Origin of the sequence: Pseudorhizobium xiangyangii (assembly GCF_020531965.1) — a bacterium.
GTDB lineage: Bacteria > Pseudomonadota > Alphaproteobacteria > Rhizobiales > Rhizobiaceae > Neorhizobium > Neorhizobium xiangyangii.
In genome coordinates this window covers 74,534-94,885 of sequence record NZ_JAJAWH010000005.1, presented here as the reverse complement: position 1 = coordinate 94,885, position 20,352 = coordinate 74,534, and the positions used below count along the sequence as shown (strand labels likewise).

The 20,352-nt window shown below is 60.6% G+C and carries 20 protein-coding genes; 12 read left to right on the top strand and 8 right to left on the bottom strand.

Features of this window, described 5'->3' with window-relative positions:
- The first annotated feature begins 37 nt into the window (after nucleotides 1-37).
- Nucleotides 38-580 (top strand): single-stranded DNA-binding protein, encoded by a 543-nt coding sequence (locus LH464_RS05930; RefSeq protein ID WP_226785448.1) that lies wholly within the window; start codon nucleotides 38-40, stop codon nucleotides 578-580.
- Nucleotides 581-684: 104 nt separating this feature from the next.
- On the opposite strand, the gene LH464_RS05925 is transcribed toward LH464_RS05930, so the two are convergent.
- Nucleotides 685-1,317 carry a MarC family protein gene (locus LH464_RS05925; RefSeq protein ID WP_226785447.1) on the bottom strand — a complete coding sequence of 211 codons (633 nt, stop codon included), beginning with the start codon at nucleotides 1,315-1,317 and terminating at the stop codon, nucleotides 685-687.
- 214 nt (nucleotides 1,318-1,531) lie between these two features.
- On the opposite strand from LH464_RS05925, the gene gyrA reads away from it, so the two are divergent.
- Entirely contained in the window at nucleotides 1,532-4,342 is a 2,811-nt protein-coding gene (gene gyrA / locus LH464_RS05920) for a DNA gyrase subunit A (RefSeq protein ID WP_390624928.1), read from the top strand.
- Nucleotides 4,343-4,610: 268 nt separating this feature from the next.
- Here gyrA and LH464_RS05915 read toward each other — a convergent pair whose 3' ends face one another.
- Complete coding sequence (locus LH464_RS05915; RefSeq protein WP_226785446.1) at nucleotides 4,611-4,790, bottom strand: hypothetical protein; 180 nt, start codon at nucleotides 4,788-4,790, stop codon at nucleotides 4,611-4,613.
- Nucleotides 4,791-5,101: 311 nt separating this feature from the next.
- Between LH464_RS05915 and coaD the strand changes: the two genes are divergently transcribed.
- The 6 genes from coaD to tgt all read left to right on the top strand — a co-directional run bounded on the left by coaD (nucleotide 5,102) and on the right by tgt (nucleotide 9,504).
- A complete protein-coding gene (gene coaD, locus LH464_RS05910; RefSeq protein ID WP_226785445.1) occupies nucleotides 5,102-5,596 on the top strand; it encodes a pantetheine-phosphate adenylyltransferase in 495 nt (164 codons plus the stop codon).
- Nucleotides 5,597-5,617: 21 nt separating this feature from the next.
- On the top strand, nucleotides 5,618-6,184 hold the full coding sequence (locus LH464_RS05905; protein WP_226785444.1) for a peptidylprolyl isomerase: 567 nt from the start codon (nucleotides 5,618-5,620) through the stop codon (nucleotides 6,182-6,184).
- A gap of 44 nt (nucleotides 6,185-6,228) precedes the next feature.
- Complete coding sequence (locus tag LH464_RS05900; protein WP_226785443.1) at nucleotides 6,229-6,744, top strand: peptidylprolyl isomerase; 516 nt, start codon at nucleotides 6,229-6,231, stop codon at nucleotides 6,742-6,744.
- Nucleotides 6,745-6,834: 90 nt separating this feature from the next.
- The gene (locus tag LH464_RS05895) at nucleotides 6,835-7,284 is read left to right on the top strand and encodes a DMT family transporter (RefSeq protein ID WP_226785442.1); all 450 of its coding nucleotides are present in this window, start codon (nucleotides 6,835-6,837) and stop codon (nucleotides 7,282-7,284) included.
- A 7-nt stretch (nucleotides 7,285-7,291) separates the two neighbouring features.
- Complete coding sequence (queA, locus tag LH464_RS05890; RefSeq protein WP_226785441.1) at nucleotides 7,292-8,377, top strand: tRNA preQ1(34) S-adenosylmethionine ribosyltransferase-isomerase QueA; 1,086 nt, start codon at nucleotides 7,292-7,294, stop codon at nucleotides 8,375-8,377.
- The gene (tgt, locus tag LH464_RS05885) at nucleotides 8,374-9,504 is read left to right on the top strand and encodes a tRNA guanosine(34) transglycosylase Tgt (RefSeq protein WP_226785440.1); all 1,131 of its coding nucleotides are present in this window, start codon (nucleotides 8,374-8,376) and stop codon (nucleotides 9,502-9,504) included. Before queA ends, tgt begins: the two co-directional genes overlap by 4 nt.
- A 23-nt stretch (nucleotides 9,505-9,527) precedes the next feature.
- On the opposite strand, the gene LH464_RS05880 is transcribed toward tgt, so the two are convergent.
- Nucleotides 9,528-9,953: a DUF4864 domain-containing protein gene (locus LH464_RS05880; protein WP_226785439.1), complete on the bottom strand. Its 426-nt coding sequence runs from the start codon at nucleotides 9,951-9,953 to the stop codon at nucleotides 9,528-9,530.
- A gap of 165 nt (nucleotides 9,954-10,118) precedes the next feature.
- Here LH464_RS05880 and LH464_RS05875 point away from each other — a divergent pair, with 165 nt between their 5' ends.
- Nucleotides 10,119-10,628, top strand: a complete 510-nt coding sequence (locus LH464_RS05875; RefSeq protein WP_226785581.1) for a regulatory protein RecX — start codon at nucleotides 10,119-10,121, stop codon at nucleotides 10,626-10,628.
- Between the two features lie 89 nt (nucleotides 10,629-10,717).
- Here LH464_RS05875 and LH464_RS05870 read toward each other — a convergent pair whose 3' ends face one another.
- The 5 genes from LH464_RS05870 to LH464_RS05850 all read right to left on the bottom strand — a co-directional run bounded on the left by LH464_RS05870 (nucleotide 10,718) and on the right by LH464_RS05850 (nucleotide 16,676).
- Complete coding sequence (locus tag LH464_RS05870) at nucleotides 10,718-11,599, bottom strand: dihydrodipicolinate synthase family protein (RefSeq protein ID WP_226785438.1); 882 nt, start codon at nucleotides 11,597-11,599, stop codon at nucleotides 10,718-10,720.
- 30 nt (nucleotides 11,600-11,629) lie between these two features.
- A complete protein-coding gene (locus tag LH464_RS05865) occupies nucleotides 11,630-13,249 on the bottom strand; it encodes an ABC transporter ATP-binding protein (RefSeq protein ID WP_226785437.1) in 1,620 nt (539 codons plus the stop codon).
- Nucleotides 13,242-14,165: an ABC transporter permease gene (locus LH464_RS05860; RefSeq protein ID WP_226785436.1), complete on the bottom strand. Its 924-nt coding sequence runs from the start codon at nucleotides 14,163-14,165 to the stop codon at nucleotides 13,242-13,244. The genes LH464_RS05865 and LH464_RS05860 overlap by 8 nt, the downstream gene beginning before the upstream one ends.
- A gap of 13 nt (nucleotides 14,166-14,178) precedes the next feature.
- Nucleotides 14,179-15,093 carry an ABC transporter permease gene (locus LH464_RS05855; protein WP_226785435.1) on the bottom strand — a complete coding sequence of 305 codons (915 nt, stop codon included), beginning with the start codon at nucleotides 15,091-15,093 and terminating at the stop codon, nucleotides 14,179-14,181.
- Nucleotides 15,094-15,176: 83 nt separating this feature from the next.
- Complete coding sequence (locus tag LH464_RS05850) at nucleotides 15,177-16,676, bottom strand: ABC transporter substrate-binding protein (protein WP_226785434.1); 1,500 nt, start codon at nucleotides 16,674-16,676, stop codon at nucleotides 15,177-15,179.
- Between the two features lie 368 nt (nucleotides 16,677-17,044).
- Here LH464_RS05850 and LH464_RS05845 point away from each other — a divergent pair, with 368 nt between their 5' ends.
- The 3 genes from LH464_RS05845 to LH464_RS05835 are packed head-to-tail and all read left to right on the top strand — an operon-like array spanning nucleotide 17,045 to nucleotide 20,318.
- Entirely contained in the window at nucleotides 17,045-18,241 is a 1,197-nt protein-coding gene (locus tag LH464_RS05845) for a sialidase family protein (protein ID WP_226785433.1), read from the top strand.
- Nucleotides 18,238-19,194 (top strand): 4-hydroxythreonine-4-phosphate dehydrogenase PdxA, encoded by a 957-nt coding sequence (gene pdxA, locus LH464_RS05840; RefSeq protein WP_226785432.1) that lies wholly within the window; start codon nucleotides 18,238-18,240, stop codon nucleotides 19,192-19,194. Before LH464_RS05845 ends, pdxA begins: the two co-directional genes overlap by 4 nt.
- On the top strand, nucleotides 19,191-20,318 hold the full coding sequence (locus LH464_RS05835; RefSeq protein ID WP_226785431.1) for an iron-containing alcohol dehydrogenase: 1,128 nt from the start codon (nucleotides 19,191-19,193) through the stop codon (nucleotides 20,316-20,318). The genes pdxA and LH464_RS05835 overlap by 4 nt, the downstream gene beginning before the upstream one ends.
- The last annotated feature ends 34 nt before the right edge of the window (nucleotides 20,319-20,352 follow it).

Below are 20,352 nucleotides of genomic sequence, written 5' to 3'. Positions count from 1 at the left end.
CTGTGCCGCGCGGCAGCGGCAGACAAGGTGAGCAAACATGGCTGGTAGCGTCAACAAGGTAATTCTGATCGGAAACGTCGGCGCCGATCCCGAAATTCGACGCACGCAGGACGGCCGTCCGATTGCCAATCTTCGCATTGCGACCTCCGAAAGCTGGCGCGACCGCAACAGCGGCGAACGCAAGGAGAAGACGGAATGGCATACGGTTGTCGTCTTCAACGAAGGCCTCTGCAAGGTTGTCGAACAGTATGTGAAGAAGGGCGCGAAGCTCTACCTCGAGGGCCAGTTGCAGACCCGCAAGTGGCAGGACCAGTCCGGCAATGAGCGCTATTCGACCGAAGTGGTGCTGCAGGGATTCAATTCGACCCTGACCATGCTTGACGGGCGCGGCGAAGGTGGAGGCGGCGGTCGTGCAGGCGGCGGCGGCGGCGACTTTGGTGGCGGCAACTACGGAGACGACTACGATCGTCCGGCCTCGGGTGGCGGAAGCCGCGGCGGCCAATCGGGTGGTCAGCCGGGCGGCCAGTCCGGCGGCGGCGGTGGCTTTTCTCGGGATCTCGACGACGACATCCCGTTCTGATCAAACCATTTCTATCGGCAGCGGCGCTTCGGCGCCGCTTTCCATTTGTGCCTGGAGAACTGGTGAAGCGGGGAGAACTGGCGAAGCGGGCCAGTGTTCGAGGGTCAGCCGGCTGCAAAGGCAGATTTTACGCCGTCCACCACGAATTGAACGGACAGGGCTGCCAGGATGACGCCGAGAAGGCGTGTAAGGATTGCCCGCCCGGTTACGCCAAGGAAACGGTCGAGGCGCTCGGCGATCAACAGAGCCGCCAGGACGGCACCCATGCTGAGCGCAAGCACGCCGATCAGCATAACGCGCTCCCAGGGGCCGGGAAGTGTGCCGGCGAGGAGCACCGTCGCAGAGATTGCCCCAGGCCCGGCGATCAGCGGAAGCGCCAACGGGAAAACTGCAATGTTATGTAAGTGATCGATCGTGATCGCTGCCTGTGAGGTCTTTTCCTTCCGTTCCTGTCGTCTTTCGAAGACCATCTCGAAGGAGATCCAGAACAGCAGCAATCCGCCGGCGATGCGGAACGCGCCCATGGAGATGCCGAGTGCGCCGAGAAGGCTTGCGCCGAACAGGGCAAAGACCGCCAGGATGCCGAATGCGATCAATGACCCCCGAAAGGCCACCTGCCGGCGTTGCTCGCGGGTCATGCCGATGGTCAGACCCAGGAAGACCGGCGCCAGTCCCGGAGGGTCCAGCGTCACGAGCAGCGTTGTGAAGGCATTGACCAATATGTCTGCAGTCGCCATCTGATCTCCCGATCGTTTGCTAATCCTTGCGGACCCCTTCCAAGCTTGTTAGGACAGCCGGTCGGTCATGGGAAGAGCATGCATCACCCGTGCCCATCGACAGGTCTTCTGGAACGGGCTCAAAATCTGTTCACAACTGCTGTGGAAATTGGCGCTCGGAACCGCTTTCCGCTATAGAAATGCAACTGATTCCGAACAAAGATCGTGATCCGATTTGACTGAGCAAAGCACTCCCGGCGGCGGAAAGCTGCCACCCGGCATCGAGCCCATTTCCATCATGGAAGAGATGCAGCGGTCCTATCTCGACTACGCGATGAGCGTAATCGTGAGCCGCGCGCTGCCTGACGTTCGAGACGGATTGAAGCCGGTTCACCGCCGTATCCTCTTCTCCATGAGCGAGATGGGGATCGACTGGAACAAGAAGTATGTGAAGTCGGCCCGCGTTACCGGTGACGTGATGGGTAAATACCATCCGCACGGCGATTCCGCGATCTACGATGCGCTGGCGCGTATGGCGCAGGATTGGTCGCTCCGGCTGCCGCTGATCGACGGCCAGGGCAACTTCGGTTCGATCGACGGCGATCCGCCGGCAGCCCAGCGCTACACGGAATGCCGCCTTGAGAAGGCCGCGCATTCGCTTCTGGACGATCTCGACAAGGAGACCGTCAATTTCCGCGACAACTACGATGGGACGATGTCCGAGCCTGTCGTGGTTCCGGCGCGGTTCCCGAACCTGCTCGTCAATGGTGCCGGCGGTATCGCCGTCGGCATGGCGACGAACATTCCGCCGCATAACCTTACCGAAGTGATCGACGGCTGTATCGCCCTCATCGATAATCCGGCGATAGAGCTGCCGGAACTGATGCAGATCATTCCGGGTCCTGACTTCCCGACCGGGGCACTGATCCTCGGCCGTTCCGGCATCCGCTCCGCCTATGAGACGGGCCGCGGCTCGGTCATCATGCGCGGCACGGCTCATATCGAGCCGATGCGAGGTGACCGCGAGCAGATCATCATCACCGAGGTTCCATACCAGGTGAACAAGGCGACGATGATCGAGAAGATGGCCGAACTGGTGCGCGACAAGCGCATCGAAGGCATTTCCGATCTCCGCGATGAGTCCGACCGGCAGGGTTACCGCGTCGTCATCGAGCTCAAGCGCGATGCGAATGCGGAAGTCATCCTCAACCAGCTCTACCGCTACACGCCGTTGCAGACGTCCTTCGGCTGCAACATGGTGGCGTTGAACGGCGGCAAGCCGGAGCAGTTGACACTGATCGACATGCTGAAGGCGTTCGTCAACTTCCGCGAGGAAGTCGTCAGCCGCCGCACGAAATACCTGCTGCGCAAGGCACGCGAGCGGGCCCACGTCCTGGTCGGCCTTGCCATCGCCGTCGCCAACATCGACGAAGTCATCAGTCTTATCCGCCGTGCTCCCGATCCGCAGACGGCGCGCGAGCAGCTGATGACGCGCCGCTGGCCGGCTCATGATGTGGATGCGCTGATCCGACTGATCGACGACCCGCGTCACAAGATCAATGACGACAGCACGTACAACCTGTCCGAAGAGCAGGCTCGCGCCATCCTCGAACTGCGTCTGGCCCGCCTGACGGCGCTTGGTCGCGACGAAATCGGCGACGAACTCAACAAGATCGGCGCCGAAATCTCGGATTATCTCGATATCCTGTCTTCGCGGCTGCGTATCGAGACCATCGTGAAGAACGAACTGACGTCTGTTCGCGACGAGTTCGGCACGCCCCGCCGCACGGAAATCCTTGAAGGCGGTCCGGACATGGACGATGAGGATCTCATCGCCCGCGAGGACATGGTCGTCACGGTTTCCCATGCCGGCTACATCAAGCGCGTGCCGCTTGCGACCTATCGCGCCCAGCGGCGTGGCGGCAAGGGCCGCTCCGGCATGGCGATGAAGGACGAGGATTTCGCAACGCGTCTGTTCGTGTTGAACACGCACACGCCCGTCCTGTTCTTCTCGTCGCGCGGTATCGTCTACAAGGAGAAGGTCTGGCGCCTGCCGATCGGTACGCCGACTTCGCGCGGCAAGGCCTTGATCAACATGCTGCCGCTCGAGCCTGGCGAACGCATCACCACGATCATGCCGCTGCCGGAGGATGAAACGACCTGGGACAACCTCGACGTCATGTTCTCGACGACGCGCGGCACGGTTCGCCGCAACAAGCTGTCGGACTTCGTTCAGGTCAACCGCAACGGCAAGATCGCGATGAAGCTTGACGAGGAGGGCGATGAAATCCTCTCCGTCGAGACCTGCACGGATCGTGACGACGTGCTGCTGACGACGGCGCTCGGCCAGTGCATCCGCTTCCCGGTCGATGGCGTCCGCGTCTTTGCCGGCCGCAACTCCATCGGCGTTAGGGGTATTACGCTGCAGGCAGGTGATCGCATCATTTCCATGACGATCGTCGGCCATGTCGATGCCGAGCCATGGGAGCGAGCTGCCTACCTCAAGCGCTCAGCGGCGGAACGTCGCGCCATGGGCGTCGACGAGGAAGACATCGCTCTGGTCGGTGAAGAAGTCGGCGTCGAAGGCGAGTTGACCGAGGAACGCTATCAGGAACTCAAGAGCCGCGAGCAGTTCGTTCTCACGGTCGCCGAGAAGGGCGTCGGAAAGCGCTCGTCGTCCTACGACTTCCGCACGTCGGGTCGTGGCGGCAAGGGGATACGCGCGACGGACACGTCCAAGACCAACGAGATCGGCGAACTCGTCGCCGCCTTCCCGGTCGAGGACAAGGATCAGTTGATGCTCGTCTCCGACGGTGGTCAGCTCATCCGGGTGCCTGTCGATGGTATCCGCATTGCCAGCCGCGCCACCAAGGGCGTGACGATCTTCAACACCGCCAAGGATGAGAAGGTGGTCTCCGTCGAGCGCATCAGCGAGCCGGAGGGCGAGGAAGAAAACGGAAACGGACTTTCGGAGGAAATCCTGTCCGAGACCGGTGACATGGGAGAGGCCGGTGCAACTCCGGTTGAACCGCCGCAGGACGAATAGTCCGAGCCTCGGTAGTCAACAAAAAAGCCGGAGCATCAGCTCCGGCTTTTTTGATCTGCGCGCAACAAACGCATGGGCGCAGATCGCAACTTCAATTCAGTGTCGTCAGAAGGCGCTGTGATGGCGGGCGTACGACTTCATGTCTTCGCTCTCACGCCGAAGCTCTGTTATCGTTGACGCGACCGATGCCACGAACATAATGCTGATAAGACTTGCCAGTACCATCAACGCCAACAACATGCTTCTACCTCGCTACTCGGGTATCCGCTTAGTAATAGGAGGCGTCGTGATAGCGTCCTGTCATCTGCGGATAGTTAAAGTCTGAAACCTGAGACTGTTCTTGATAAAGGGTCACCGTTGCGGTGAGCATTGCTGCAATCATGGTCGTCCAAACAAGGTTGATCATCGTGATCTTGTTTGGAACGATCGACTTCCTTCTCTCGATCATCTCCGCTTATCCTTCTGTTTGCCAGAACGCCCTTGTTGCGAACTGGTTCCACCGCATTCCTGGAAAAGCCTACACTCCTGGCCCTGAAGCCACGTTGAATGTGCAGTTCATCCGGTGTTCATCGAGCAAATTGCCGACGGATTGACGTGTTGTCTCAATGGATGTCGGGACTTAAACCCGCTACTATACCCATATGAGCACATCCTCCTTGAAACGCTCTTGAACAGGCCGTTCATCTGGCGTTCATCTTCGCCAACTGCTTGCAGCGGCGGGCCTTCCGTGACAAAAAGCGAGAAACTCGTGTGGGGCTCATGGCGACTGCATTTTATCCCGGATCCTTTGATCCGATGACCAACGGTCATCTCGACGTTCTTCTTCAGGCCCTGCAAGTGGCCGAGAAGGTCGTCGTCGCGATCGGCATTCATCCCGGCAAGACGCCAATGTTCAGCTTCGAGGAGCGAGCCGATCTGATCCGCGCTTCGCTGGCGGAAGCTCTGCCGGCAAAGGCCGGAGACATCGATATCGTTTCATTTGACAATCTCGTGGTGGATGCGGCGCGCGCCTACGGTGCCAGACTGCTCATCCGCGGGCTGAGGGATGGCACCGACCTCGATTACGAGATGCAGATGGCGGGAATGAACAGGCAGATGGCGCCGGACCTTCAGACGGTCTTTCTACCGGCTGGCGTCGCTTCGCGGCCCATTACGGCCACATTGGTGCGGCAGATCGCCTCGATGGGAGGGGATGTTGGTGCTTTCGTACCGACGCCTGTACTTAATGCTATGAAAAACAAGCTGAACCGCTGATTTCTCAATACTGGAGAACCTATGAAATCGCTTCGTCTCGCCTTTGCCGGTGCTCTCGCTCTCGCCTCTCTGGCGCTTCCGACATTTGCCGCGGAGGATGATTTCCTCACGATCGAACTCAAGGACGGCCCGATCGTCGTCGAATTGCTGCCGGACGTCGCTCCGAAGCATGTGGCCCAGATCAAGGAACTGGCTTCCAAGGGTGAGTATGACAATGTCGCCTTCCATCGCGTGATCGAAGGCTTCATGGCCCAGACAGGCGACGTCGAGTTCGGTGACATGGAAGACGGCTTCAATCCTGACCGCGCCGGCACGGGCGGCTCGAAACTTGGCGATCTGCCTGCCGAATTCTCGAAAGTCCCGTTCGAACGCGGCACGTTGGGGATGGCTCGCTCGCAGGATCCCGATTCGGCGAACTCGCAGTTCTTCATCATGTTCGATGAGGGTGCATTCCTGAACGGTCAGTACACCGTCGTCGGCAAGGTCGTATCGGGCATGGAGATTGTCGACAAGATCAAGCGGGGCGAGGGCGGCAACGGCGAAGTTTCCGATCCCGACCGTATGGTCAAGGTCACCGTTGGCAAGTAAACCCAGCGCGGAATCGTCGCGATAAATCAAAGAAGGAGACGGATATGGCCGAGATCAAGGATCCGGAGAACACCCTCATCATGGAAACGACCAAGGGCAAGGTCGTTATCTCGCTGCTGCCTGACCTGGCCCCCGGCCATGTCGCGCGCATCAAGGAACTGGCACGCGAAAACGCCTATGACGGCGTTGTCTTCCACCGTGTCATTCCCGACTTCATGGCGCAGACGGGCGACGTAAAGTTCGGCAAGAAGGGCGGCGAAAGCTTCAACCCGTCGCGTGCCGGCATGGGCGGCTCGGACAAGCCGGACCTGAATGCTGAATTCTCGGCTGTTCCGCATGTTCGCGGTACCTGCTCGATGGCGCGTTCGCAGAGCCCCAACTCGGCCAACTCGCAGTTTTTCATCTGCTTCACCGATTCTCCGTGGCTGAACAAGCAGTACACGGTCTGGGGCCAGGTCATCGAAGGCATGGACTTCATCGACCAGATCAAGAAGGGCGAGCCCGTACAGGATCCCGACTCGATCGTTTCGGTTCGCGTCGCTGCCGACGTCGCAGCCTGATCGCATTTACGCGGTTCTTTTTGCGCCTCGGCCACGCCGGGGCGCTTTCCTTTTTTCAACCGTCCATTTGAACAGCGAGTGAGTGCAGACATGGGTGCATTTCTGTGGGGAGTTCTTGGCGTTGTCGCCGGCGCCTGTATCGCTATTCAGGCGCCGATCAATGCGCAGCTTGGTCGAGGGTTGGGCATCCCGCTTGCCGCCGCCACGGTTTCGTTTGCGGCCGGCGCCATCGTTCTGGCTCTCCTGCTATTGGCCTTTTCCCGTGTTGAGGGTGTCATGCCGGATTGGCGGGCTCCTGCTCCCTGGCTCTATTTTGCGGGCGGGTGCCTCGGCAGCGTCTACGTCACGGCGGCAATCCTGCTGACCCCGCGGATCGGCGCTGCGGCTGTGATGGCCTTTTCCGTCGCCGGACAGTTGACGGCGGGGCTTCTCATTGACCGCATCGGGTTCATGGGTGTAGCGGTGCGCGAACTGACGGCGGGCCGCGTTGTCGGGGCGCTGCTGCTTTTCGCCGGCGTCGTCATGATCCGGATGTTCTGAGCCTGCCATGCGCGTTGATCTGTTCGATTTCAATCTGCCCGATGAAAACATCGCTTTGAGGCCGGTGAGCCCGCGGGACAGTGCGCGGATGCTCGTCGTGCGCCCCGATCATTCACCGGAGCTCGAAGACAGGCACGTCCGCGACCTGATGTCGTTGTTGAAGCGGGGAGACGCTCTGGTGTTCAACGACACGAAGGTGATCCCTGCCCAGTTGGAAGGCCAGCGCCTGCGTGAAGGGGGGAGTGAGCTGCCTGTTTCCGCCACGCTCCACATGCGAGCCGGCCCAGAGCGCTGGAAGGCTTTCGCGAGACCGGGCAAACGGATCAAGGTCGGAGACCGGATTGTATTCGGCCACAGCGGAAACGCATGCCTTCTCGGGACGTTGAACGCCACGGTGGAAGCGAAGGGTGAGGGTGGAGAGATCACGCTCCTGTTCGATCTGTCCGGTCCGGCGCTCGACGAGGCGATCATGACGGTGGGTCATATTCCGCTGCCTCCCTATATCGCCGACAAGCGGCCGGAAGACGAGCAGGACCAGGTCGACTACCAGACCATCTATGCACGCGAAAGGGGCGCCGTGGCAGCGCCCACGGCCGGGCTCCATTTCACGCCAGACCTCTTCGAGGCGCTCGACGCGGCAGGCATAGAACGCCATTTCGTGACGTTGCATGTCGGGGCGGGCACCTTCCTGCCGGTCAAGGCCGACGACACCGATGAGCACAAGATGCATTCCGAGATCGGGCTTGTCAGCGCCGAGACCGCGGAAAGGCTGAACGAGGTGAAGGCGAGGGGCGGCCGGATCGTCTCTGTCGGTACGACCTCGCTTCGGCTGCTGGAGAGTGCGACGTCCGAGGACGGGATAATTCAGGGCTGGAGCGGCCCCACCGACATTTTCATCACCCCCGGCTATGCCTTCAGGGCAGTCGATATACTGATGACGAATTTCCACCTGCCGAAGTCGACGCTGTTCATGCTCGTTTCTGCCTTCTGCGGCCTCGATACGATGCGAGCCGCCTATGATCACGCCATTCACAGCGGCTATCGCTTCTATTCCTACGGCGATGCCAGCCTGCTTTTCCGGAAAGCCAAATGACAGATACATTCCAGTTCAAGCTGAAAGCCACGGACGGCGGTGCGCGGCTCGGTGAAGTCAGCATGCCGCGCGGGACCGTCAGGACGCCGGCATTCATGCCGGTCGGTACGGTCGGTACCGTCAAGGCGATGTACCTCGATCAGGTGCGTGAGGCTGGCGCCGACATCATCCTCGGCAATACCTATCACCTGATGCTGCGGCCCGGAGCCGAGCGTGTCGCTCGCCTCGGCGGGCTGCACAAGCTTATCCGCTGGGAGCATCCTATGCTGACCGATAGCGGCGGGTTCCAGGTGATGTCGCTGTCCGGTCTGCGCAAGCTCGACGAGCAGGGCGTCACCTTCAAGAGCCACGTCGACGGCAGTCTTCACCATATGTCGCCCGAGCGTTCCATCGAGATCCAGGGCCTCCTGGGCTCCGATATCCAGATGCAGCTCGATGAATGCGTGGCGCTGCCGGCCGAGCCACAAGAAGTCGAGCGCGCCATGGAGCTTTCGCTTCGCTGGGCGGAGCGCTGCAGGGTGGCGTTTGGAGAGCAGGCGGGCAAGGCCATGTTCGGGATCGTGCAGGGTGGCGACGTGCCGGCGCTGCGCATTCGTTCGGCGGAAGGCCTCAAGCAGCTGGATCTCAAGGGCTATTCCATTGGTGGCCTTGCCGTCGGCGAGCCTCAGGATGTCATGCTCAAGATGCTGGAAGAGACGCTGCCGGTGCTGCCGACGGAAAAACCACGCTACCTGATGGGCGTCGGCACGCCCGACGATATCCTGAAATCGGTGGCGCGCGGCATCGACATGTTCGATTGCGTGATGCCGACCCGTTCCGGCCGCCACGGTCTTGCCTTCACGCGCCGTGGACGCGTGAATATTCGCAACGCACGGCATGCGGAAGACATGCGTCCGCTGGACGAGGAATCAAACTGCCCGGCGGCACGGGACTATTCGCGCGCCTACCTCCATCATCTGGTACGCGCAGACGAAGCGCTCGGTGGAATGCTGCTGTCCTGGAACAACCTGTCCTACTATCAGGACCTCATGAAGGGCATTCGACTGGCGATCGCCGAGGGACGCTTCGCAGACTTCTATGCGGAAACCCAGGAGGCCTGGGCCAAGGGCGATATCGATCCGGTTTAAGCGTGGGTACTCGGGAGGGCTTCTCAGATGCCCTGGCTTGCGACGTTGCGGCTCAATCGCACGCCGTTGACCCTGTAGATGCCGTCATCCATCAATCGCATCTCGAACAGGGCGGTCCAGTCATTTCCGGCGCGATCGGTTATCAGGACCTCCTGTAGGATCAACTCGCCGCCACCGATGAGCTTGGAACGGCCGAATGCATAGCGCCGAGCGCGGTAGACAGGGCGATACCGCTCGCGGATCATCCTGAGGAACGTGGCTTTGTCCGTGATGCCATTGCGCATGTTGGGCGCTGCCTGCGCATAGGCGGAGGCTTCGTCGTCTGCGAGAAACGCGGTGATCTGGCGGGAAATGATGGCCTGAGCTTCCGCTACGGGATCTTGGGCACGCAAAGGCACCCCTGCGAAAAGCAGCACTCCCACGACAAGGCAAGCGAATCGAGGCAGCATGGGCTATTCCCCCGCGGAACGGCCTGAAGAGCTTATCACGAATTAGAGACTTCGCATAAGCATGAGGTCTCGGGAAAATCGCATCGTAACGAACGCAGAAGAGGAAGTGTGTCCACGTTGAGCGAGCAGGATGATGAGAGCGGCACGTCGGTGCCGACCGCCCGCATGCTGGCCTGGGCGCGCAACTCGACGCTCTATCGGCTGTCCCGACGGATGATGACTCAGCGGGAACTTACCGACGCCGTTCGCCGCAAGGCGAAACAGAAGTTCGAAGACATCTCGGAAGTCCAGTTGGAGGCTGTGGCTACCGCAGCGATCGAATTCGGCCAGCAAATAGGTGCGCTCGATGACCGGGCCTATGCGCACACGAAGGTACGGTCTTCCGTCAGGGGCGGGCGATCAAAACGGATGATCGGCCGCAAGCTCCAGGAAAAAGGTGTCCAACAGGAGATCGTGGTCGAGGCCCTGGAGGGCGCAGACGACTTCCGCGCGGCGGTGGCCTACGCGCGCAAGCGCGGGTTCGGACCGTTTCGCCGTGCCCCCATGGACGAGAAACGACTGGTGCGCGAACTGTCGTCGTTTGCTCGTAACGGTTTCAGCCTGGAACTGGGCAGACGCATTCTGGATATGGAGCTGACCGAAGCAGAGGACGCGCTCGCGGCACATCCCCTGTAATCAGAACAAAGGCCTATAAGGAAAACATAATCTTATAGTTGATGCAGCTTCATGCTGCGGTCATTTCTGAAGCTTTGTCTCCCAGCCGCTCAAAGGCGATTGTAGCGGCGGAGAATCTCCCGGATCTGCTCATCCTGTTCAGGGTCAGGCAGAAGCGCAGGCTGACGGCTGGCGCCAACGGAGGCGTCCTGCATGTAGAGCGACCGCTTCACCATCGCCGGCGCGAAGCCCAGCGCATAGAGATCTGTGCGGAACGCGGTGTATATGGCCTGCTGGCGTTCGGCTTCTGCGATATCGCCCGCATTGAACGCCGCCAGTATCCCGGCCAATACGTCCGGCATGGCATTGCCGAGACCGGAGATGCAGCCCGCTGCGCCATTCTGCAGCGACCACAGCACGAGGTGGTCTGGTCCAGAGTAGACTTCGAAGCCAGGTACTTCCTTGGCCACCTGTAGATAGGCCGCCAGGGTTTCCTGAGCGCCGCCGGAATCCTTTATTCCGGCGATGTTTCCATGACCTGCCAGCTTGCGGGCAGTTTCCGGTTCGATGTGGTTCTGCGTGCGTGCCGGAATGTCGTAGAGATAGACGGGTGTCTTCACCGCATCGGCGATGGTCGAGAAATGGCGGATTAGTCCATCCTGGGTGCAGGCGATGAAGAATGGGGTGATAACGGCGATCCCGTCCACGCCGATCCTGTCGAATTCGCGTGCGAGCTTCAAGGTTTCGAAGGTTGCCGGCATGCCGGCATTGACGATGACCTTGACGCGGCCACCGACTTCCTCGACCACCTGTTCCGTCAGCCGGATCTTTTCGTCATGGGTGAGGGCGGTGAAATCGCCGTTCGTGCCGGCGCACATGATGTTGTTGCCGGCCTCGACCTGCCTGCGAACCTGAGCTCGGGTCGCCTCGTAGTTGATCGTCTCATCCTCGTTGAAACAGGTGACGAGAGCGACATAGGCTTGTTTGGACATCGGGAAACTCCGTGAATTTTGATGAGCGCTTTAGGATGCGCGAGCTAGGCGGGCGGCGCGGTTAGCAGCCTGAACGTCGGGATCCGGATCAAGCCCCGCCGCAAGCAGCGCGCGGGTATACTCCTGGCGCGGCGATCCGAAGATTTCGCGCACGGTACCCTGCTCCACGACCTTGCCCTTCTGCATGACCATCACATGATCGGCGAAGTCGCGGACGACCGGGAGATCGTGGGCTATGAAGATGAAGGCGATGCCCATCTCCCGTCGCAGCTTGTCGAGGAGCGCGATAACCTGCGCCTGGACGGAAACGTCCAAGGCGGAGACGGCCTCGTCGCAGATGATCAGCTGGGGCTCGAGTGCGAGTGCCCGGGCGATTGCGATACGCTGGCGCTGTCCACCGGAGAACTGGTGGGGATAGCGTGGCATGTGATCGGGCTGCAGGCCGACCTGGATCAGAAGCTCCGCCACCCGTTCACGCCACTTCGCCTTCGGCACTATGCCCGGATGGATGACCCAGGCTTCGGAAACGAGCTGGAATACCGTCATCCTGGGGTTCAGGGATTGCGTCGGATCCTGAAACACCATCTGCAGGTCGCGACGCAGCTTGTAGAGGTCGGCAGGCGAAAGCTGGAACAGGTCACGCCCCTTCCAGAGCGCACTGCCAGCGTCCGGCTCGTCGAGCCGCAGCAGGACGCGGGCCAGGGTGGACTTTCCCGAGCCGCTTTCACCGACGATGGCCATGGTCTCGCCAGCCATCAGGTCGAATGACACGCCCTTGAGGGCTTCGAAGCCACCATAGCTTTTTCGCACATCGCCAACCGACAGGACCGGTGCACCTGCGGCATCCGGTTGATGCATCTCGCCCTTGCCGGGTGCGGCCGCAATAAGCTTGCGGGTGTAGGGATGGCGCGGGTTCTTGTAGACCTCCCGAACGGTTCCGGCCTCGACGAGCTCGCCCTTCTCCATGACGACGACCCGGTCGGCGATTTCTGAAACGACGCCCAGATCGTGGGTGATGATGAGAACCGCCATCCCGGTTTCCCGCTGCAACTCCTTGAGAAGAGCAAGGACTTCCGCCTGCACGGTGACATCGAGGGCCGTCGTCGGCTCGTCGGCGATCAGAAGGTCGGGACGGAGTGCCAATGCCATGGCGATCATGACGCGTTGCCGCTGACCGCCGGAGAACTCGTGGGGGTATTTGCCCATCGACGGTTCCGGATCAGGGATGCCCACGCGGCGCAGCAGTCGCAGCGCCTCGGATGCGGCCTCCGCCGTGGAACTGCCATGGGTCGTCAGCGCTTCCCTGATCTGCCAGCCGACCGTGTAGACGGGATTAAGATGGCTGAGCGGGTCCTGGAAGATCATCGCAATGCGCCGACCGTTCACTTCGCGGCGGGCCTGCGGCGACATCGTCATCAGGTCAATGCCGTCCAGAAGGATCTGCCCGGAACTGATCCGGCCGGGAGGCATGTCGATCAGATTCATGATTGCTGACGAGGAGACGGACTTGCCCGATCCGCTCTCTCCCAGGATCGCCAGGGTCTCGCCGCGATCGAGGTAATAGGAGATGTCGCGCACGGCGTGAACGACACCGGCTGCGGTATGGAACTCGACCGAGAGGTTGCGAACTTCGAGGAGGTGATCAGCCATTCTTTCGGCCTTTCATTTCCAGGCGCCAGCGCTGGACAGGATCAAGCGCTATCCGCAGCCAGTTGGACAAGAGGTTGAGCGACAGGGTGGTCAGGATGATGGCAAGCCCCGGCCAGAGTGATAACCACCAGGCATTGGTCAGGTACTGCCGGCCCTGCGAAATCATCAACCCCCAGGTGATCTCGGGTGGCTGGATGCCGATGCCGAGGAACGAGAGTGCGCTTTCCGCCAGCATGACATAGGCAAAGTCGAGGGTTGCCAAGGTCGTGAGCGTTGGCAGGACAACCGGCAGGATGTGTCTGAAGACGATGCGCTTGTTGGATGCACCCATGACCCGCGCCGCCTGCACGAACATGCGTTCCCGGATCTCCAGCACCTCGGCGCGCGTCGTCCGCAGGTATACGGGAATGCGCGTGATTGAGAGAACTAGGATGAGGTTCAGGATCGACGATCCAAGAACGTAGAGCACGATGACCGCGATCAGCAGCGACGGGAACGACATGATCACGTCCGCAAGGCGCATGATCACCTGGTTGATCCTTGGCGACGAGAAGCCCGCGACGAGGCCGAGAACGGTGCCGATCACGGCGGATAGGACGACGGCTCCCGCTGCGACCATCAATGTGTTCTGGGTTGCGACGATTATGCGGGCAAAAAGCGGCCTGCCCAGTGCGTCAGCGCCCATCCACCAGACCCAGCCGCGTTCCCAGTCGAAGGGCGGCAGGTTTCGGCCCCTGAGGTTCTGCTTCGTTGCCAGTTCGCCGAGCCAGGTCGGGCCAATGATGGCAATGACCAGCACGACAACGAGAAAAATAGCCGCGCATAGCGCAAACTTGTCTGCCCAGAGCATCCGCCCCATGCGGACGACAAAGTGGGGCTCGTGGGGAATGACGGTCTCTGTGCTGGGAATAGTCATGTGCCTCAGTCCCTCAATGCCGGATACGTGGATCGAGCAACGCATAGGTGAGGTCGATCAGGAGGTTCATGAGGAAGATTGCCACAGCCGTCACCAGGATTGCCGCTAGGACGACATTGAAATCCCGCTGCAGGATTGAATCGATCATCAGCTTTCCGACGCCGGGAAAACCGAAGATGGTCTCGATGATCACCGCACCGTTCAGAAGGCTGGCCGCCTGGTCACCGATGACAGTGATGACCGGAAGCATCGCATTGCGCAGGGCATGGATGAAGATGATCGGGCCAGATTTTACGCCCTTTGCGCGCGCCGTCTTCACATAGGCCGAGGAGAGGGCGCTGATCATCGATCCGCGCACCACCTGCACGATGATGCCGAAGGGACGCACGAACAGCACGCTGATCGGCAGTATCCAGTGGTGGATGGAGCCGGTGCCGGACGTGGGTAGCCAGGCGAGCTGGATCGAAAAGACGACAATTGCGACGATTGCCAGCCAGAAATCGGGCACGGATGCGCCGATGAGGGAAACCATGGAGGAGAAACGGTCGAAGAAGCCGCCGGAGCGGAAAGCCGCAAGCGAACCGACGACGATGGCCGCCACTGTCACCAGCGTCATGGTGATGACGGCGAGCCACAACGTCCAGACGAAGGCTTCCAGAACGACGTCCAGGGCAGGTCGCGCCTTGCGCAGGGATTGACCGAGGTCGCCGGTCAGGATGTCGCCGACATAGCGGCCGAACTGCACCATGAGCGGATCGTTGAGGCCATGAATTTCCCGGAACTGTTCCTTCATCTCCGCCGAAGCTTCCACGGGCAGGAATAGTGCCGCCGGATCGCCCGTAAGCCGCGAGAGGAAGAAGACCATCACGATCAGACCGACGAGGGAGATCAGGCTGGCGATGGCACGTTTGCGGATGAAGCTGAGCATCTGGCCCTCATTGCAGTCGGCGGCAGGTTGGTCCTGCCGCCTTTATTGCATGGTGTCGGCGGCGCGAAACCGCCGACCGAAGTTCACTTGATGCCGATCTCGGAGAGCTGAAGTGTCGAGTTGGTTGCCATCGTGGGCTTGTAGTCGAGGCGTTCCGAGACCCTGGAGAAGCCGACCATGTGGAAGAGGAGCACGTCGGCAACCACTTCGTCATGGACGAGGGCGATGACTTCCGACCAGAGCTTTGCACGTTCATCGCCTACCGCGGCCGAGGCCCGCTTGATCAGGTCGTCGACCTTCGGATCGGAGAAGCCCGATTGAGTGCCTTCCGATGCATATTTGAAGAACATCGAGAAGGAGGGGTCGCCCTTCGAGTTGTCATGCATCGCGGCGACCAGCTGTGGTCCGCGTCCTTCCTTGAAAGGCTTCGAGTAGTACTGTTCGTGTTCGGCAACCTCGACGAACTTCAGTTCGATGTTGAAGCCTGCTTCCTGAAGCTGCGCCTGGATCGCTTCCATGATCTCGGTGACATTCGGGAAGTTCGCCGTGCGGGCGATGATGGTGATCGGCGTATCGACCTTCACACCATCGGCCTTCGCCTCGTCGAGCAGCTTCTTGGCGGCGGCGGCGTCATAGGGGAATACCTTGACGTCGGGGTTCCAGCCGAGTGTCGGCGGCGGGACGATGGCGGTGGCGAGAACTGCACCATCGGGAACGAGCGTGCCGAGGAATGCCTCGCGATCGATCGCCATGTTGAGTGCGCGCCTGACACGTACGTCGTTCAGCGGTTCGATATTGTGATCGATGCGGAGATACACGGTCTCACTATCGAGATAGGAGAAGTCGGTGGCCGGATTGGTGGCATCCAACTGGGAAATCGATGGTGAAAGATCGGCTTCGCCGGTCTGAACCATGGCGGCCCGCACTGCAGGATCGGCGCGGAAAAGGTAGGTCGCTTCGGTAACGCTGGGTTTCGCGCCCCAATAGTCGTCACGGCCAGTCAGCACGATCTGCTGTCCGGGCGTCCAGTTCGTCAGCTTGAACGGGCCGGTGCCGACCGGCTTGCGGATGAATTCGAGCGGTGTTTCTTCAGGTACGATGGTGACGAGGGAGAGCAGCAGCGGCAGGATCGGCTGCACGGGATCGGCTTTGAAGTCGATCGTATTGTCATCGACGACCTCTGCCGAAATCGTCATGCCCCCGAAATAGCGCTCCGATTCACAGACGTTCTTGTCGCTCATCACGCGGTCGAAGCTGTACTTGACGTCTTTGGCGTCGAAGGACGTTCCGTCGGAGAACTTCACGCCTTGTCGCAGGTTGAAGCGCCAGCTTCCGTCGCTCTGCTGTTCCCATTTTTCCGCAAGGCGGGGCATCAGGCCCTTGTCTCCGCGCAGGTCCAGCTCCGTCAGCGTCTCGCTCACGTTCTGCATGATGACGCGACCGATGTTCGATCGCGTCGCCATGCAGGGCTCGAGCAGGTCGGCTTCTTCCGGAAGCACGATCTTGATCGGCCCTGAGCCCGCGAACGCAGACGACAAAGTGGAGCCCAGCAGCAAGGCCCCCAGTATCAAGGTCTTTTTCATTTTACTCTCCTCCCCAGTTGGAAAGATCGTCAGCGCGGTATGTGTCAGCCCTAAAGCCACGTGACACGCGAAGCGATCGACGCAATTCAACGTGCCTGAATTAACGACCGCAGAGGCTCCCGTGCTCCCATGGCGGTGGATATGTGCTTGTAGCAGATCCATCAGGCACGCCGACCATCTTACGTCCTGTCGAGTTTGTCAATTTGTTTCGCGAGGTGACGTCGCATAAAAAAATTCGGAACACGTAAATCTATTTAAAAACAATGGTCATAGAGGGGAAAATACAGCTAGAAGGGTTGGTTTCAAACATTGGAAAACTTGACAACTTTGTGTTTCTGGGGATTTTCCAGTTGAACGAGGAGTAAGTAATGAGCCCCGAAGACATCGCCCAGGCCATGAATGGCAATATCCGGTCCGTAGGTTCTGGCCGCGAGGAAGCCCTGCTGCCGTCTCCCATGGTCCAGAACCACGCCGCCTTTCTGCATGTGCTTGCAGATGGCGCGCTCGTTTGCGCGTGGTTTGGCGGTACGCTGGAGGGGAAGTCCGACATTTCGATCTTTGCATCCGTTTTGCTGCCTGGTTCTGGGACATGGGGCGCGCCGCAACGGCTTAGCGATGATCCGGCACATTCGGAGCAGAACCCTGTTCTGTTTACCGCGCCGGATGGGGAGCTTTGGCTGTTCCACACATCGCAGCCGGCCGGCAATCAGGATGAATGCCGAATCCGCATGGCAAAGGTCACTCAGGATACGGTCGATCCGACGATCCTCGCTGCCGGCGAGGGCAGGTATCTCGACCTGCCTCGCGGCTGCTTCGTGCGGGCGCCAGTGCTCGTTCGGGATGATGGAGCGTGGCTTCTGCCCATCTTCCGCTGCGTGCCGCGTCCAGGCCAGAAATGGAACGGAAGCCATGACCATGCAGCAGTCGGGATTTCAACGGATGAGGGACTCAGCTGGCGCCTGGAGAATGTGGAGTCCTCGACCGGCTGCGTTCATATGAGCCCGGTATCGGTGGGAGAAGGTGACTACGCTGCCTTTTTCCGCAGGCGGCAAGCAGATGCGGTCTACCGTATGGCCAGTCGGGATGGTGGCCGGTCCTGGTCGTCGCCCGAGCCGACCGATGTTCCCAACAACAATTCCTCGATCGCTGTCATTCGCCTTGCTGAAGGACGCCTGGCAATGATCTGCAATCCAGTCAATGCAGCGCTTTCCGGTGACCGGCGGGCTTCGCTCTATGACGAACTGGGCGAGGACGACGGGCGACCTGACGCTGACCCCACCGGTGGATGCGTACCGGTTTGGGGCGTGCCACGCGCACCGGTCACCGTCTGCCTGTCGGACGATGGCGGGCGCACCTTCCCGATGCGAATTTCGGTGGAGGAGGGTTCCGGAACCTGCCTGTCCAACGACTCCACCGATGGCCGCAACGAGGAAATGTCCTATCCCTGGATTCTGGAAGGTCAGGACGGAACCCTGCACCTCGCCTATACGTATCACAGGCGCGCAATCAAATACGTTCGGTTGGCCCCGGGTTGGGCAAATACGGGCGCTGGGAGGATCTCATGAGCAATATCATTGGTATCACGATGGGGGATCCCTGTGGCGTCGGACCGGAGATTACCGTTCGAGCGGTTGCGGAAATGTCGGACGCTGATCGTGCCGCCACCAGGATTTATGGCAACCTGCCGACACTCGAAGCTGCCCGAAGCGCGCTCGGGGTTGAACTGGATCTATTGCCGCTGGTCGTGGATCTTCCCATTGAAGGCGCGCCCTTGCCCTGGGGGCAGCTTTCGCCTGTTGCAGGCGATGCCGCGTTCCGCTTCATCGAGAAGGCGGTTCGCGACTCGGAAGCCGGTGATATCGGCTGCATCGTCACTGCGCCCATCAACAAGGAAGCGCTGAACCTTGCCGGGCACCATTATGACGGCCATACCGGTATGCTGCGGAGCCTCACCGGGTCTGCGGCCGCCTATATGCTGCTTGCATCGGAGCGGCTGAAGGTCATCCATGTCTCGACCCATGTGTCGTTGCAGGAGGCGATCCGGCGCGCGACCACCGAACGTGTGCTGGCCACGATCAGGGCCGGCAACGCGCATCTCAAGCGAATCGGTTATGACAGCCCACGCATCGCCATTGCCGGCATCAATCCTCATTGCGGCGAGAACGGTCTGTTCGGCACGGAGGACGACGATCAGATCGCGCCCGCAGTTGCGGCAGCGCGCGCTGAGGGCATCGATGCGCATGGACCGATCTCGGCCGATACTGTCTTCCACCGGGCCTATTCCGGCGCCTTCGATCTCGTTGTCGCGCAATATCACGATCAGGGGCATATCCCGATAAAGTTGGTGGCCTTCGATACTGCCGTGAATGTGTCCGTCGATCTGCCGATTGACCGTACCTCGGTCGATCACGGCACGGCTTTCGACATTGCAGGCAAGGGCATCGCCAATCACGGCAACATGAATTCCGCCATCGCATATGCGCGCAGGCTCCTGGCCGGACGTGGGCAGCAAGGATGACCGATATGACAATCGCTCCCATCACGATCCATCAACCACGCCGACTGGCCGTCGGTGCCGGCATGACAGGGAATGTAGGCTCCTGGGCACCGGACGTGAGCCGGACATTGGTCGTCGCCACCCCGATCACCGCCGGATTTGTCGACCGTCTGCGCCTTGCCGGAACGGTAGAGGTATTCGACGCCATTCCGGGCGAACCCGACATCGCCACGTTAGACGCTGCGCTTGCCGCGGCCCGTAGCGTGAAGCCTGACCTTATCGTCGGGCTGGGCGGCGGTTCTGTTCTGGACGTGGCAAAGCTTGTCGCAGTTCTCTGGGATTCGGATCAGCTGCTTGCAGACGTTGCCGGGCCCAATCGCGTCGCGGGCCGAAACACAAGGCTGGCGCAAGTTGCAACGACTGCCGGAACGGGATCTGAGGCCGGCATCCGCGCTCTCATCACCGACCCCGGCAAGGGTAGCAAGATTGCGGTTGAGAGCCCGTTCATGATCGCCGATCTCGCCGTTCTCGACCCTGAACTGACATACTCCGTGCCACCGGCCGTGACGGCGGCGACGGGTATCGACGCGATGGCACACTGTGTCGAAGCGTTCACGAATCGACGTGCACACCCGATGATCGACGGGTTTGCGCGCATGGGCTTCAACCTGGTCGGCAAGTATCTGGCACGTGCGGTGAAGGACGGTACGGATACGGAGGCACGCGAGGGGCTGATGCTTGCCTCCTACTACGGCGGCATATGCCTTGGGCCGGTGAATACCGCAGCCGGCCATGCCATTGCCTATCCGCTTGGGACGCTTCTGCATCTGCCGCACGGCCTCGCGAATGCGATCGTCTTTCCTCACGTACTGGCGTTCAATCAGTCGGCTGCCCGCACGAAGACGGCCGAGGTCGCCACGGCACTGGCTCTGGGCGAGGGGCTTGCGCAGGAGGAACTCCGTGTAGCGGCGCACGCATTCTGCACCGGTCTCGGTATCGAGATGTCGCTCTCAGCCCATGGCGCCAAGGAGGCCGATCTCAAGAGGTATGCGGCCGATGCCCACAGCATTCGCCGACTGATGGACAACAATCCCGTGGATATGAGCACCGAGGACGTGCTTGGAATCTACAGAGCGGCGTTCTAGAGGGCAGGGTAGGGCAGGCCGGAGGGCCTTCCCG

Coding starts and splice junctions, on each gene's coding strand:
- pdxA (WP_226785432.1), top strand. CDS start 18,238: ATGAGCAATATCATTGGTATCACGATGGGGGATCCCTGTGGCGTCGGA.
- LH464_RS05930 (WP_226785448.1), top strand. CDS start 38: ATGGCTGGTAGCGTCAACAAGGTAATTCTGATCGGAAACGTCGGCGCC.
- LH464_RS05855 (WP_226785435.1), bottom strand. CDS start 15,093: ATGCTCAGCTTCATCCGCAAACGTGCCATCGCCAGCCTGATCTCCCTC.
- LH464_RS05835 (WP_226785431.1), top strand. CDS start 19,191: ATGACCGATATGACAATCGCTCCCATCACGATCCATCAACCACGCCGA.
- LH464_RS05850 (WP_226785434.1), bottom strand. CDS start 16,676: ATGAAAAAGACCTTGATACTGGGGGCCTTGCTGCTGGGCTCCACTTTG.
- LH464_RS05900 (WP_226785443.1), top strand. CDS start 6,229: ATGGCCGAGATCAAGGATCCGGAGAACACCCTCATCATGGAAACGACC.
- LH464_RS05880 (WP_226785439.1), bottom strand. CDS start 9,953: ATGCTGCCTCGATTCGCTTGCCTTGTCGTGGGAGTGCTGCTTTTCGCA.
- LH464_RS05870 (WP_226785438.1), bottom strand. CDS start 11,599: ATGTCCAAACAAGCCTATGTCGCTCTCGTCACCTGTTTCAACGAGGAT.
- LH464_RS05860 (WP_226785436.1), bottom strand. CDS start 14,165: ATGACTATTCCCAGCACAGAGACCGTCATTCCCCACGAGCCCCACTTT.
- LH464_RS05905 (WP_226785444.1), top strand. CDS start 5,618: ATGAAATCGCTTCGTCTCGCCTTTGCCGGTGCTCTCGCTCTCGCCTCT.
- tgt (WP_226785440.1), top strand. CDS start 8,374: ATGACAGATACATTCCAGTTCAAGCTGAAAGCCACGGACGGCGGTGCG.
- LH464_RS05875 (WP_226785581.1), top strand. CDS start 10,119: ATGCTGGCCTGGGCGCGCAACTCGACGCTCTATCGGCTGTCCCGACGG.
- LH464_RS05865 (WP_226785437.1), bottom strand. CDS start 13,249: ATGGCTGATCACCTCCTCGAAGTTCGCAACCTCTCGGTCGAGTTCCAT.
- LH464_RS05845 (WP_226785433.1), top strand. CDS start 17,045: ATGAGCCCCGAAGACATCGCCCAGGCCATGAATGGCAATATCCGGTCC.
- LH464_RS05915 (WP_226785446.1), bottom strand. CDS start 4,790: ATGATCGAGAGAAGGAAGTCGATCGTTCCAAACAAGATCACGATGATC.
- LH464_RS05925 (WP_226785447.1), bottom strand. CDS start 1,317: ATGGCGACTGCAGACATATTGGTCAATGCCTTCACAACGCTGCTCGTG.
- LH464_RS05895 (WP_226785442.1), top strand. CDS start 6,835: ATGGGTGCATTTCTGTGGGGAGTTCTTGGCGTTGTCGCCGGCGCCTGT.
- queA (WP_226785441.1), top strand. CDS start 7,292: ATGCGCGTTGATCTGTTCGATTTCAATCTGCCCGATGAAAACATCGCT.
- coaD (WP_226785445.1), top strand. CDS start 5,102: ATGGCGACTGCATTTTATCCCGGATCCTTTGATCCGATGACCAACGGT.